This window comes from Acidovorax sp. LjRoot38, assembly GCF_964252975.1.
Classification (GTDB): domain Bacteria; phylum Pseudomonadota; class Gammaproteobacteria; order Burkholderiales; family Burkholderiaceae_C; genus Acidovorax; species Acidovorax facilis.
This window is the reverse complement of sequence record NZ_CAXUPT020000001.1, coordinates 487424-500827: the sequence shown is the minus strand read 5'-3', so window position 1 is coordinate 500827 and position 13404 is coordinate 487424. Positions and strand designations below refer to the sequence as shown.

Below are 13404 nucleotides of genomic sequence, written 5' to 3'. Positions count from 1 at the left end.
GTGAATATTTTATAAAATCAATGATTTTCTCCGTTTCCTTGTTGTTGATCGTCTGGTCCTCACAGCGATGGGCTTCACGCTTTGCCAATTCTTCTGCCGATAGTTTCTGGATTTTCATCGCCAGCACAATGCTGCAGGTGGGTGCAATTGCAAGCCTGACTTCGTTGGTTCAAGCATTGAATCCGGCTGCGTGGATGCTGGTCCAGCTGCTTTTTTGCATTGCCACTTTGCGGTTGACACGCGAAATGGGGTGGCCCACGCTTCGGGGCTTTCTGGGGATATGGAGTGCGCAGCGCACAAGGCTTGCAGCGTTCGCGCGGGGATTATCGCAGTGGGGAGTGATAACGCTGATGGCGATTTGCGGAGTCCTCTGGATGTCGTTGGTAGGGCAGGCCGTAGCGCCTCTCCAGAACTTTGATGACAGGATGTACCACGCCTCGCGGGTTATCTACTGGATTCAAAATCAATCGGTATTCCCGTTTGACACGCACAATATCCGACAGACGATGATTCCGTTCGGGAGCGAGTTATTCTTCCTGTGGCCGGTGCTGTTCACCAAAACTGAAGCTATGGGCCGCATTGTGTTTTGGCTGGCGTTTCCATTGGCAGCCATCGGTCAATATTATTTATTGCGGGCACTCAAATTGAGCCAGACAGTGGCTCTGGTGGGCGTGTTGATTCTGGTCTCTACGCCTCTTGTTGCATCCAGTGCAGTGGGGCTCAAGCCTGAAATCTGGTCCATCGTCACCCTGCTGGGTATTGCCTATTGGGTGGTTTCCATTTGCACGCAGCCTGATGCATCGAAGGCCCAATATTTCTTCCTGGGGACATTCACGGTACTGAGCATCAATGTCCGGTCGTTTCCAGTGTCGATGATTCCTAGCTTGCTGCTGATCGTGTGGTGGGCGCCGAGTCCGTTTTCATGCATTGCGCGGTTCAAGGCACTGGCTGCAGGATGGGTGTGTGCGGGTGTTTTGAGTTCGCTGCTTGTTCCCCTGGCATTCAACACGGCGCTCTACCACCACCCCTTGGGGCCACAGGAGGTGCGGCGCGTGGTGCAGGCCGACATCACTCCGCAAGTGATCTACACGCACGCGGTACGTTTTGTATTTTTGCTCCTGGAACTGCCGGACGTTCCGGCTTCGAGCGAAACGCGGTCCCGTTTCAGCAGTGCCGCCAACCAATTCATTTATTCCATTGGCGCTGGCGCACCCTTGGCGGGCGAAAACAAGGGCGCGTGGCCGGGGAGTTTCGTGTACTCGCTGCCAGAGCACTCCACACGGTTTTCGTTGTGGGGGTTGCTGTGGATTCCCATGTCGCTGATCGCTGTGTACCTTCTGGTTCGCAATCTGGTCGCGACCTGGCCGCACGTGAGGCTGACGGCGTTGTCGGCACAAACGCTGTTGGCAATTCCATTGCTGTGCGCAATCCTTTTTGGCGCGCGGTGGATGGCCCAGTCCGACGTGCCTGCGCGATTTCTCATTGGCCCGTATGCATTGCTGCTGCCCGTTGGCATTGCGCTGGTTGCGCCGTACCTCTCCATAAAGAAATTTGCCCAGGCGCTCATCGCGATGGTGGTCACGTATGCCGCATACCAGCCGATGAGGGCTCTGGCTTACGACGCTGTACAGGCCATCGCAGCTCCCGCCTCGGAAAAGCTGATCAATGAGCCATTTGAAGAAATTGTCGGGTCCATGCTGCCGGCTGGTTCCCGCGTGCTCTTTGTGGGGCACCAGGACGCCCGCGACTATTCGCTCTTCTCCCCGGAAACCCGTTATTCCAATGCAGTGATTCCCTGGGGCACGGGGCCTTTTGACCCAGAAAGAATGGGCCGGATGATCGCATCCGAAAAAGCCACCCACGTCTTGATCCAGGACGACAAGCAGGTGTTCTTCGAGTGGTTTCCAACCGTCGATACCCGCGAAATGGTGAAGTGGCTCAGCGCCCAGGCCGGACTGAAGTCCACCCCCCTCAACACACCCCATATGCGTCTGTTCGAAGTGAGCGGCACCACATTGGCCAACGAAAGGCCATTCCAGACGACGGCCGTCCCGCCGGGTTCACCCTTGATCAGGGTCGCCGACAGTCTCAAAACCAGGGTGGGTATCGATCCCGCCTTGCTGGAGACGCCATGGCCTGTTGAAAACCTGGGTGGCAGAGAGGGCGGTTTCCTGTGGATGGGTCAGGGGCATGCCGAGGGCATCGAGTTCGCACTCTGGTCGCGCGAGGACCACGACGTGGACCTCCGGTTCGAGGTATCCCCGGGGCACGGCCTGACTGCGCCCGACCGGAGGGTCATGGTGCTGCAGGACGGCGTCCCTGCGGCGGAAGGCGAGTACACCTTCCGCGGGAGGGCTTCGGTGGTGGCGCGCACCCGCCTCCATGTGGGGCGGAACGTCATCAGCTTCTTCGCGGTGGATACCGCCACCATCAAGCCACTGCCCAATGGCGATACCCGCAATCTGGTCATGGGCCTGCACGAGATACGCATCGAACCAGGGCCGGTTGCCGCACCTGCAGCCACCGCAGGCGTGATGCGGCCAGCTTTGCCCGACAAAGCGGACCCAGCCCCCAACGCCACCCGCCATGGCGAGCTTGCGCACAGCGCCCGCAAGGCTGTGGGTTTGATCAGCCGCAGGCAACAGGTCGATGGCTACTGGCTCACTGCGTACACCAGCGAAGAGCGTTTTGAGAAGCCGAAGCTGGAAATGAACACCTACGTCACTTCCATGATGGTGGACGTTCTCGGTTCAAGACCAGGCCCCGTGGGGCTGGGGGGAAGCCTGGACCGGGCCCGGACCCATCTGCGCAGCCAGATCGAGGCCAGTGGGCTCGTGCGCTACCACGGCCGGCCGGATGGCGCCGCCATGACCAAACATGGGCTGTGCCCCATCACACCCGATGCCGACGACACCGCCCTGGTGTGGAGACTGGCCCCCGGTGCAGATGCACTGCGGCCAGCGGCCCTGATGGCGCTGCTGCAGTACCGTACCGCCGAAGGCCTGTACAACACCTGGCTGGGCCAACGCAATGAGTACCGGTGCATCGACCCAGGCTCCGATCCGAACCCCACCGACGTGGCAATCCAGATGCATGTGCTGATGTGGCTGGCACAGGCCGACCCACCAGCGGCCCAGATGTTGTGCGGCGCGCTTCGCCAAGCCATCGACCAGGACCGCCTGTGGGTTTACTACCGCAGGGCCCCGCTGGTACCCGTCCTGCGCCAGGCCGACATGAAAGCGGTGGGCTGCGATGTGCAGTTGCCGCCCGCGCGTTCGCAAACAGCCCTGCCAGGGCAGGAAATCTGGCTGCACGCCAGCGACATGTTGCAGCAGCTCCAGGGCGGCAAGGGCAGGGTGCCCGAGCCGACCCAGATCATCCATCTGCTTCAAGAGCTGTCAAAAAATGACTTCTTCGCCGTGAAGCGGAACCCGCCCTTGCTGTACCACAACGATCTCACCGCCTCGGTGCGCAGGTTCTACTGGTCGGAAGATGTGGGCTATGCGCTCTGGCTGCGGCTGTACCTGGAAAGCGCGCGACTGGGCCTTCTGGCCGACAACGGCAACGGCCTTGACAACAACACCGGCAGCTCTGCAGCCGATGGCAGGCGGACTGCCCCGAAAACACCATGATGGATCGTCCCCAGGGAGCCCGGCGGGTTCTGCGCCTGTTGTCGTGCATTCGATTCGACGAGGTTCTGGTGCTTCAGGGCGCGCCTTTGCTGGGCGCCGTCTTTGCCATGGGCCACTTCACATATCAGAGCGCGGCGATGCTGTTGCTGTTGATGGCAGGAAACGCCTTTTTGGTGGCCCACATTTTCATGCTCAACGATTGGTCCGGAGTGCACCAGGACCTTCGGGACCCAACCAGGGCCGCAGGGGTTTTTATCAATCGCGGTATTCGGCGCAATGAGATCGGGGCCTTGTTGCTGATTCTGCTGGCGCTGAGCCTCATGACCCTCAGCCAGCTAAACGCGGCAACGCTGGCTATTGCGCTGTCGATCGCAGTGGCAGGAGCGCTCTACTCCATCCCGCATGTTTACCTGAAGGGCATCCCGCTTGCGAACACACTGCTCCATGTTGCCAGCGGGTTGCTGCATTTTTTGCTGGGCTATTCAGTATTCAGAAGCCCCGACATGAATGGTCTGCAGATCGGATTGTTCTTTGCCACTATTTTCAGCGCGGGCCACCTGACGCAGGAGGTTCGCGATTGCGAGGCCGACCTAAGCAACGGGATTCAAACCAATGCAGTGAAGTTCGGCAAAAAGCGGAGCTTCATCGCTAGTTTTGTGCTGTTCACGCTGGCCGACGCCCTGTTGGTCCTGCTGGCGCTGAGAGGAACGGTGCCGCAAGTGCTGGCCATGTTTGTCGCGTTGATCTATCCGCTGCATTTTTACTGGATGCTCCAGGCGATGCGGGAAGGACTGACTTTTGAGAGTGTACGCAGTCTGCAGGCGCGCTATCGTGCGCTTTATGCGGGCATGGGCGTTGTCATGATTGTTTCCGTACTATTGGCGCAAAAATGGATATACCTTCTTCCACGAAGCTGACGATTGTCATTCCTTGCTTCAATGAAAAGCAAACCATTCGGTCTATTGTGGACGCAGTGCGTTCAGCGCCTTATCCGCAGAAAGAAATCATTGTTGTCGATGATTTTTCAACAGATGGAACCAGAGAGATACTTGCTAATGAGTTGGCTGGCAAGATTGATAGACTGGTATTTCATGAAACCAATCAGGGCAAGGGGGCGGCACTCAGATCTGGCATCCAACATGCCACCGGGGATATCGTCATCATTCAGGATGCCGATCTTGAATACAACCCCGATGAATATCCCATTTTAATAGAACCTATTTTATCCAACAGGGCCGATGTAGTGTTCAGTTCGCGTTTCATTGGTGGCAATTGCCACCGCGTCTTGTACTTCTGGCATCGCGTGGGCAATGGGTTCTTGACGTTGGCATCCAATGTATTCACCAATTTAAATCTGACGGACATGGAGTCCTGCTACAAGGCATTCCGGCGAGAAATAATTCAATCCATTCGCATTGAAGAAAATCGTTTTGGATTTGAGCCGGAGATTGTAGCCAAGGTTTCAAAGTTGAATTGCCGCATCTATGAGGTGGGCATTTCCTATTTTGGAAGAACTTACGAAGACGGCAAGAAAATCGGCTGGAAAGACGGGGTCAGAGCTCTCTACTGCATAATAAAATATAATATTTTTCGATAATTTTATTTGCCAATATGGACATCAGCGTTTCGCACCCGACAGGATGAGCCTACTTTCCATAAACCCTTGTTGTCTCGCGGCAATACGTGTCCTCATCAGCAAGCACCTGCCGAAAAGGGTGTTCATGCTCCCCGTCAGTGGCACGTGCTGCAGACCGAGGTGGACGATGGAGGAGGGCGGGTGGTGGGCTCCTAGCCCAAGGCCCGGAGCAAGTTGCCGTTTATGTGGATCAGCCCTTCGTCCTGCATTCGCCGCAGGGTTCGGTAAAGGGCCTCATGCGTGAGGCCGAGTTCGGCGGCCCAGGCCTTTCGAGGCTGCTGCAGGGTTAGGCAGCCATCAACCCCTTCAGCGTGGATGTAGTGAGCAATGCGGTCCGCAGCCCTGTGCAGGCTCAGCCGCTCACACTGCGCACGAAGCTTGCGCAGTTCTTGCGACAGCTGCAGCAGCCAAGCTGCGCGAAAGTCTGACGAATCGTGCAACGCAGTGCGAAACGCATCCGCTGGAAATTCCAGCAGATCGCTGGGCTCGGAGGCTACGGCGGTGCAGTGGTAAAGCTGGCTGTCCAGGCTGGCTTCTGCCACAAAGCCTTGCCGTGATCGCTGAAGGATGACTTCGCCGCCGTTGCGGCTGAACCGAACGAGGCGCACTTCACCCGTGGTCACCAGGTAAATGCTGTACACAGGATTGCCAGTTTGAAAGACGGCGTGGTGTGCTGCGAATTGCCGCGCCTTTGCCAGTTCGCGCAGGCTTGGGGGCATCAGCCTCATCCATGGCAAATCGGCTCCCGAGCCGGACACACCCACACCTATCGCTTTTTTCATATGACCAAAATCATATCGTTCAGGGCGACCTTCTTCGTAGCATGCCCACGGTAATCACAACAACGTGGGCCATGACCATGACAGCAAGAGTTCAGCTACGCAATACAGGCGCCCGGTCAACACAGGGTAGGGGCCACATGCCCGCACTGATCAAGACGGCGGGGTGCATTGCACTGGTATTGGCTGCCCATTTCGCCACCGCCGAGCCTGCGCCCTATGCCGGCCAGCAAAAACGCGCCATCAAATCGTTGTCTGACCAGGACGTGACAGATCTGTTGCAGGGGCTGGGCATGGGTTTGGCCAAGGCTGCCGAGTTGAACGGCTACCCCGGACCAGCCCACGTTCTGGAGCACGCAGACGCGCTGGCGTTGACCGACCAGCAGAAAACGGCCACAACCGCCTTGCTGCAAGCGCACAAGGAGGCCGCGCGAAAGCTCGGAGCGGCCCTGATCGCTTCGGAAGAGGCGCTGGATGAGGCGTTCAAAACGGGCACGATCCACCCCGCAAGGCTATCGGCACTGACCGGCAAAATCGGACAACGCCAGGCGAGCTTGCGCGAAGAGCATTTGCGCACGCACCTTGCGCAAACCGCGCTGCTCCACAGTGACCAGATCCAGCGGTATTCCGCCCTGCGCGGCTACGCTGCGGGCTCAGAGCCTTCGCCCGCAACACGCCCGGTGCACAAAGGGCACCATTGAGTTCTTGCAACTCGCTCACCGCTGGTTGGTGCGAGGCATCCAAGTGTGCTGAGTTGGAAATCCACTTCATAAAGACGCCCAGAATCGCCGCCATACTGCGTTGCAAATCCTCACGATAGCTAAGACTACCGCTGTGGCTTGCGCCTTGCCTGGCGACGATTTCGACATCTTTATTTCATCAACGAACCTCCAACTCAGGGCACGAGCTTTCATTCACGTCGTCCCCTCACGCTTTCGCCTTCCTTTCATGCCCCCTCCGTACAACCACAGTGGCCGGGGCCCAGCGCAGGCGGCATGATCGGGGCATGAAACTGCTGTTGGTCGAGGACGATTTTGATCTGGCCGGTGCCTTGAGCCGCAGCCTCGTGGCGCGCGGTTTTGAGGTGCTGTGCTGCGCCGACGGCAAGGAGGCGCTGGCGGCGGCGCGGCGCACGGCCTTTGATGTGATCACGCTGGACCTGTCTTTGCCGGGTCTGGACGGGCTGGAGGTGCTGCGACGCCTGCGCGATGGCGGCAGCACCACGCCCGTGCTGGCGCTCACGGCCCGTGCGGCCGTCACCGACCGCGTGGCAGGGCTGGAGGCGGGGGCGGACGACTACCTGGCCAAGCCGTTTGACCTGGACGAGCTGGTGGCGCGCCTGCGGGCCCTGACACGCCGGGTGGGGCGCGACGGGCAGTTGCGCTGTGGTGCGCTCCACCGCGACCCGGCCAGTGGGGCGTTCTACAACGAGGCACTGCCGCTGGAACTGTCGCAGCGTGAGGCGGAGCTGCTGCGCCTCTTGATGTCGCGCATCGACCGCGTCGTGAGCAAGGAAGAGCTGCGCACCCAGGTGTTTGCCAACACCGATGAGCAGGTGCAGGCCGATGCGGTGGAGGTGGTGGTGCACCGTCTGCGCAAGAAGCTGGTGGGCACCAATGCCGAGATCGTGACCCTGCGCGGCGTGGGCTACCTGCTGTGCGATGCCGACAGCATGGCCGCCCAAAAAGGCGACAAGGTCGACAAGGCCGAGAAGGGCGGGGCGCTCCGGTGAACACGCCTTGGTGGCAGCGCTGGCCCTGGCGCCCGCGCGGAGGATCGCTACAGCGGCTGCTTCTGGTGGGCCTGCTCGTGCCGCTGTGGGCGCTGGTGGCCCTGGTTGCCACGGTGCAGGTGGTGCAGCAGGTACGGCACAACGCAGCCGCGCAAGATGCCGTGCTGCACAGGGCGCTGACAACCTGGCCAACGGTGTTGCAGCCGCAGGCCGGTGCATCCGCCATGGAGCAAGCCCCTGCGGTCTGGTTCCGCGAAAGCAGCCTGGACGGCGAGCGCCTGGCGGGCAGCGCCGACCTGCCGCGTGTACCGCCCTCCGAGGCCGTGCAAGGGCAGGGCAGCGTGCACTTTTACCTGGCGCAGGTGGGCGACCAACTGGTGCGCGTGGCCGCCACGCTGCACCAGCCGGCGGTGGCTGGGGGTGGGCAGGGCGCCGCCCCGCCGGTGGTGCGCCAGGTGGCACGGCCGTTCAGCGAACGCCTGCCCAGTGTGGCCCGCCTGATGGATGAAGGCGCGGGTTTGCGCCCAGTGGTTCTGCTGGCCCTGGCCATGACGGCGGTGGCGATGGTGCTGGCGCGCATCGCGTCGGGCTGGCTGCTGCACGCGGATGTGTCGCTCACTCCGCCAACCCAGCCAGGTGCAGGCGGCACCGGCCAGGGCTACGAAGGCCCGTCAGAGCTGGCGCCTGCCGTGCAGCATTTTGGTGAGCTGCAGCAAAGCCAGAGCCGATGGATCGAGGAGCAGCGGCGTTTTCTGGCCGACGCTACGCACCAGCTGCGCACCCCCATGGCGGTGCTGCGCACGCAGCTGCAGTCGGCCATTGCGGGCGATGTGCTGGTGGCTGATGCGCTGCAGCAGATGCTGCACACGGTAGACCGCGCCTCGGGCCTGGCCAACCAGCTGCTGAGCCTGAGCAAGGTGGAGCAGCTTCAGCGCATGGGCGAGCTGCCCAGCGTGGATTTGAACGCCATGGCCCGCGAGGCCGTGATGGAGCTGGCGCCACTGATCGCCGCCAAGCGGCTGGACTTTGCGCTGGAAGGCCCCGATACGCTGTGGGCCCCCGGCGACGCGGCGCTGCTGGGCGAGCTGATGCGCAACCTGCTGGCCAACGCCATCCACCACACGCCCGTGCATGGGCGGCTGGGGGTGCTGCTGCGCAACAGCACCGGGCGGCGCGAACTGCTGGTGTGGGACGAAGGCCCTGGCATTGACGACGCCGTGCGACAACGGTTGTTCCAGCCGTTTTCGGCAGGGCAGGGCGGGGTGGGGCTGGGGTTGTCGATCTGCCGGCAGATTGCCGAGGCGATGGGCGCCCAGGTCATGCTGTTCAACCGCATGGACGCAGGGCAGGTCATCGGTGTCGATGCCGTTGTTGCCTGGCATGAATAGGAAACCCCCTGTGTCGCCTGCGGCGCCTTCCCCCTGGGGGGACGCAGCCCTCGCTGCGGGGCGGCCCTTGCTCGGCTGCTCTTGCGCAGGGCGCGCCGGTCTCTTGGTTCAGGGGCCTGGCAGTGCTACGGGCGACTGAGATGGCAATAACCAGAACCTACGGACCATGACGAACACCGCAGCCCCCCACGGCATTGAGTTCCACAGCGTTTGCAAGCGCTACGGCCCGTCTGCCGACGCCCCACTGGTGGTGGACCACATCAGCTTTGTGGTGCCCCGGGGCACGCTCACCACCATCCTGGGGCCATCGGGCTGCGGCAAGACGACCACGCTGCGGATGATTGCCGGGCTCGAGTCACCCACGGCGGGTCGCATCTTCATCGACGGGCAGGACGTTACCACCCTCGGCCCGGCGCAGCGCAATGTGAGCCTGGTGTTCCAGAGCTACGCGCTGTTCCCGCACCTGAACGTGATCGACAACGTGTGCTACGGCCTGCACGGACTGCCCCTGCGCCCGCCGCAGGTGCGCGACAAGGCCCGCGCCATGCTCGACACCGTGGGCCTGCAGGGCCTGGACCTGCGCAGGCCCCATGAACTTTCGGGGGGGCAGCAACAGCGCGTGGCCCTGGCCCGGGCGCTGGCGCTGGAGCCCGCCGTGCTGCTGTTTGACGAGCCGCTGTCCAACCTGGACGCCCGCTTGCGGCGCGCCATGCGCGAAGAGATCCGCGCCCTGCAGCAGCGCCTGCGCTTGACGGTGGTCTATGTGACCCACGACCAGAGCGAAGCCTTGGCGGTCAGCGACCAGATTGTGGTGATGGACAAAGGCACCATCGCCCAGTGCGGAGCGCCCAGCACGCTGTATGAGCAGCCCGCGTCCGAGTTTGTGGCGGGCTTCATGGGCGAGGCAATGCTGTTCGAGGGGCACGTCCATGCGCTCAATCCGGCAGATGGGGAAAGCCCGGCGGCTGGCAGCCATGCCCGGCTCGGCCCTTTGCGCGTGCCATCGCCAGCATCCCTCGCCCCCGGCCCGGTCAAGATCGCCGTGCGGCCCGAAGCCTGGGTCATAGGCCCCGCCACCTCCAGCGGGCTGGCCGCCCGGCTGACCAAACGCACCTACCTGGGCAGCGTCATGGAATACACCTTTGCGAGCGCGCTGGGCGAGATCTTTGTGGTTTCGCCCCAGGTGGAGCTGCCGCTGGATGTGGGCGCACCGGTGAGCCTGACGCTGGCAGACCACGGGGTGTCGGTGGTGGCGGGGTGAGATGCCCTATGGCACGGACAATCCACCACGCACCGGCACACCGACTGCCGGGCATGAAATATTCAAGCAAAAATGGGCCCTGGAGCTTGATGGATAAGCGCAAGCAGCTACAAAAACAATAGTGACCAGCGGATGCCAGCGTGGTGACCCGGGCCACAATACGGGCCTCCACCACCGCACGGCCACCGGTTTTTCACCTTGAACTCTCCCGTTTTCACCTCGCTGATCCCCGTCATCCTGTTCATCGCCATCGGCTTTTACGTGGGGCGGCGCGGCTGGATTCGGGCCGCAGCGGTGAAGGACCTGGCCAACCTCGTGTTCATGGTGCTCACGCCCGCGCTGCTGTTTCGCACCATGAGCACGGTGCACATCGAAGACCTCAACTTCGGCCCCGTGGCGATCTACTTTGTGGCGTTTGGCCTGGTGTACACGGCCACGTTGGCGGTGCTGGGCTTTACCAGCCTGGGCGCGGCGCGGGCGCTGGCCAACACCTTCAGCAACACGCTGATGATCGGCGTGCCGCTGGTGGGCCTGGTGTTTGGCGATGCGGGGCTGGTCACGCTGTTCACGCTGATCTCGGTGCACTCGCTCATCCTGCTGACCGCCGCCACCGTGGTGTTTGAACTGGCCGCCGCGCGCGAGCATGCAGGCCGGGAGGGCTCCGCGCAGCAGCCCATGTGGCGCACCGTGCTGCAGGCCGTGCGCAACGGTATCGTGCACCCGGTGCCGCTGCCCATCATTGCGGGCCTGCTGTTTGCGCAGACCGGGCTGGTGGTGCCGCAGGTGGTTGACAAACCCCTGCTGCTGCTGGGCCAGGCGCTGGGGCCGATTGCGCTGCTGCTGGTGGGGGTGACGCTGGCGTTTACCAAGGTCGGCCACCACTTCAAGGCCGCCCTGCGCATTGCGCTGGTCAAGTGTGTGGTGCACCCCATCGTGCTGGCCACCCTGGGCTGGGCACTGGGCCTGTCGGGCATGCCGCTGGCGGTGATGATCGTGGCGGCATCGCTGCCGGTGGGGGCCAATGTGTTCCTGTTTGCGCAACGCTATGCGGTGGCCGAGGACGAGGTGACGGCGAGTGTGGCGGTGTCTACGGCACTGGCGTTGGTCACGATGCCGGTGGTGATTTTGGCGGTGACGCGATGGGTGGTGGGCTGAATTTGATGGGCTGATGATCTGCTCGGCGGTTTTCTGCTGCCGCTTGTCGGTCAGGGTACGGCGAGAAATCCGAGCGCCTTCATGACGAATTCGGCGTGGAACTGGAAAATTCCTCCATGACCCGCGTCGGGATAGATGATCAGCTGGCTGTTGGGTAGCCGCCGTGCCAGGTCGTGCGTGTTGATCGTCGGGACCATCCGGTCGTTGTCACCGTTGACGACGAGCACTGGTTGCCGGATGCGGGAAAGATCGGCGGGCGCCTTCTTGCCCCAGGCGCTCAGGGCCTGCAACTGGGCCACGTAGGCGCTCACGGTGATGTCCTTGTCACGGTTGTCTGTGCGCTCCGAGAGCCGTTTCAGGAAAGCCTTGCCGGCTTCGATGCCGCCGGGCGTGCGGGTGAAGAACAGGAACTGCTTGGGGTCCTGGCCCGTGAAAAGGCCTCGCAAAAGGTCCAGATTGGCCACCCCTGCAACGGAACTGATGCCCTCGCCCCCAGCTGGGCCGGTGCCAGCGAGAATCATTTTGCGAACCAGATCGGGCTCCTTCAAGGCGATCTCTTGGGCAATCATTCCGCCCATCGAGAAGCCGAACAGATCCACCTGCTGGTAGCCCTTGGCCTTGATGAAAGTGATCGCGTCATCGGCCATCTGCTCCATGGAGTTGGATGGCGAGCCCCTGGATGCACCCACGCCCCGGGTGTCGAACGCGATCACGTGGCGCTGGGCGGCAAGCCCATCCACCACGCGGGGGTCCCAGTTGTCCAGCACCGCCGCCAGATGGACCAGCAGAATCAGCGGCGTCCCGCCGTGGTGCTTGCCCAGTTCACGGTAGGCAAAGTCCACCCCGCCCGCAGAGATGGACTGGGTGGGCGCAGTGGCCCAGGTTGACCGCTCTGGGCTGGCTACTGGCGCGGCGCGCATGGTGCCCCCAGGCACGGCCTGTTGGGCATGTGATGGAGTGGATGCAAACGGGGCAGCCAGCGCAAGCAGTGCCGCTGCCGTTTTTTTCAGGAGGGGGTTCATGGCGGGCTTTCGGTAGGCCAAAGACACAGGGGCGGGTATCGGGGCTGGCTCAGCCCATGGGGTGCAGGTAGGTCGGCGTGGGCGCGGTCATGCCGTTTTTGACCAGCATGGTGAGTTCGTCCGCCAGGACTTCGTCCAGACCCGCTTCGAGGCCATCCAGCGCACGCTGGACGATTTTTTCAGGGCTCGACTTGGGCACATCGAATCCCCGGGTGAGATCGGTGTCCACATAGGCCATGTGCAGGCCGAGCACCTGGGTTTTCTGGGTCAGCAACTCGTTGCGCAGCGCGTTGGTGAGCGACCAGGCGGCAGACTTGCTGGCGGAGTAGGCGGCCAGCTCTCCGCCGTTCACCCAGGAGGCGACCGACAGCACATTCAGCAGGGCACCGCCCCCGTTGTCCTTCAGGATGGGCGCAAACGCCTTGCTCATGCGCAGCACGGAGAAGAAGTTGGTCTCGAAGATGCGGCGTGCGACTTCTTCGCTATCGTCAGCGAGAAGTCCCCCTGGCTGGGCGATGCCCGCGTTGTTGATGAGCAAGGTCACATCCCCGGCCTGCGCGACGGCACTGGCGACTTCGTCGGGCTTCGTCACATCAAGTTTCAGCGCCTGCACACCGGGCAGGGTGACGGAGGCCGGGTCTCGGGCGGCGGCATAGACTTTGCGCGCACCCCGGTTCAAGAGTTCACGTGCAAAGGCCAGCCCAATGCCACGGTTGGCGCCCGTCACGAGGGCTACGGCGTTTTCAATCTTCATAAAAAGCTCCAGTTCAAAAATCAAGATTTCGTTGCGCAGGGCAAA

11 protein-coding genes are annotated in these 13404 nt (G+C 62.1%); 8 read left to right on the top strand and 3 right to left on the bottom strand.

All coding sequences use genetic code 11. From position 1 onward, the window contains the following. The first annotated feature begins 20 nt into the window (after positions 1–20). From ACSQ22_RS02235 to ACSQ22_RS02225, 3 genes are read left to right on the top strand one after another with little or no spacing between them, the layout of a single operon-like run. A complete protein-coding gene (locus tag ACSQ22_RS02235) occupies positions 21–3632 on the top strand; it encodes a hypothetical protein (protein ID WP_436129298.1) in 3612 nt (1203 codons plus the stop codon). Then, a complete protein-coding gene (locus ACSQ22_RS02230; protein ID WP_436129297.1) occupies positions 3629–4549 on the top strand; it encodes a UbiA family prenyltransferase in 921 nt (306 codons plus the stop codon). The genes ACSQ22_RS02235 and ACSQ22_RS02230 overlap by 4 nt, the downstream gene beginning before the upstream one ends. Continuing rightward, on the top strand, positions 4522–5229 hold the full coding sequence (locus ACSQ22_RS02225; RefSeq protein WP_436129296.1) for a glycosyltransferase family 2 protein: 708 nt from the start codon (positions 4522–4524) through the stop codon (positions 5227–5229). Before ACSQ22_RS02230 ends, ACSQ22_RS02225 begins: the two co-directional genes overlap by 28 nt. Positions 5230–5420: 191 nt before the next feature. Here ACSQ22_RS02225 and ACSQ22_RS02220 read toward each other — a convergent pair whose 3' ends face one another. After that, positions 5421–6032 (bottom strand): Crp/Fnr family transcriptional regulator, encoded by a 612-nt coding sequence (locus tag ACSQ22_RS02220; protein ID WP_436129295.1) that lies wholly within the window; start codon positions 6030–6032, stop codon positions 5421–5423. Positions 6033–6187: 155 nt separating this feature from the next. Between ACSQ22_RS02220 and ACSQ22_RS02215 the strand changes: the two genes are divergently transcribed. The 5 genes from ACSQ22_RS02215 (at position 6188) to ACSQ22_RS02195 (ending at position 11583) form a co-directional block, all read left to right on the top strand. After that, positions 6188–6748 (top strand): Spy/CpxP family protein refolding chaperone, encoded by a 561-nt coding sequence (locus tag ACSQ22_RS02215; protein ID WP_436129294.1) that lies wholly within the window; start codon positions 6188–6190, stop codon positions 6746–6748. Between the two features lie 305 nt (positions 6749–7053). Next, positions 7054–7779: a response regulator transcription factor gene (locus tag ACSQ22_RS02210; RefSeq protein ID WP_055401899.1), complete on the top strand. Its 726-nt coding sequence runs from the start codon at positions 7054–7056 to the stop codon at positions 7777–7779. Continuing rightward, positions 7776–9167, top strand: coding sequence for a sensor histidine kinase (locus ACSQ22_RS02205; RefSeq protein WP_436129293.1), 1392 nt, complete (start codon positions 7776–7778; stop codon positions 9165–9167). Before ACSQ22_RS02210 ends, ACSQ22_RS02205 begins: the two co-directional genes overlap by 4 nt. 166 nt (positions 9168–9333) lie before the next feature. Next, a complete protein-coding gene (locus ACSQ22_RS02200) occupies positions 9334–10428 on the top strand; it encodes an ABC transporter ATP-binding protein (RefSeq protein WP_436129292.1) in 1095 nt (364 codons plus the stop codon). Between the two features lie 198 nt (positions 10429–10626). Next, complete coding sequence (locus ACSQ22_RS02195) at positions 10627–11583, top strand: AEC family transporter (RefSeq protein ID WP_436129291.1); 957 nt, start codon at positions 10627–10629, stop codon at positions 11581–11583. Between the two features lie 50 nt (positions 11584–11633). Here ACSQ22_RS02195 and ACSQ22_RS02190 read toward each other — a convergent pair whose 3' ends face one another. Continuing rightward, entirely contained in the window at positions 11634–12605 is a 972-nt protein-coding gene (locus ACSQ22_RS02190) for an alpha/beta fold hydrolase (RefSeq protein ID WP_436129290.1), read from the bottom strand. Positions 12606–12654: 49 nt separating this feature from the next. Further along, positions 12655–13359 carry an SDR family oxidoreductase gene (locus ACSQ22_RS02185; protein ID WP_436129289.1) on the bottom strand — a complete coding sequence of 235 codons (705 nt, stop codon included), beginning with the start codon at positions 13357–13359 and terminating at the stop codon, positions 12655–12657. Positions 13360–13404: the final 45 nt, after the last annotated feature.

Coding starts and splice junctions, on each gene's coding strand:
- ACSQ22_RS02235 (WP_436129298.1), top strand. CDS start 21: ATGATTTTCTCCGTTTCCTTGTTGTTGATCGTCTGGTCCTCACAGCGA.
- ACSQ22_RS02230 (WP_436129297.1), top strand. CDS start 3,629: ATGATGGATCGTCCCCAGGGAGCCCGGCGGGTTCTGCGCCTGTTGTCG.
- ACSQ22_RS02225 (WP_436129296.1), top strand. CDS start 4,522: ATGGATATACCTTCTTCCACGAAGCTGACGATTGTCATTCCTTGCTTC.
- ACSQ22_RS02215 (WP_436129294.1), top strand. CDS start 6,188: ATGCCCGCACTGATCAAGACGGCGGGGTGCATTGCACTGGTATTGGCT.
- ACSQ22_RS02210 (WP_055401899.1), top strand. CDS start 7,054: ATGAAACTGCTGTTGGTCGAGGACGATTTTGATCTGGCCGGTGCCTTG.
- ACSQ22_RS02200 (WP_436129292.1), top strand. CDS start 9,334: ATGACGAACACCGCAGCCCCCCACGGCATTGAGTTCCACAGCGTTTGC.
- ACSQ22_RS02190 (WP_436129290.1), bottom strand. CDS start 12,605: ATGAACCCCCTCCTGAAAAAAACGGCAGCGGCACTGCTTGCGCTGGCT.
- ACSQ22_RS02185 (WP_436129289.1), bottom strand. CDS start 13,359: ATGAAGATTGAAAACGCCGTAGCCCTCGTGACGGGCGCCAACCGTGGC.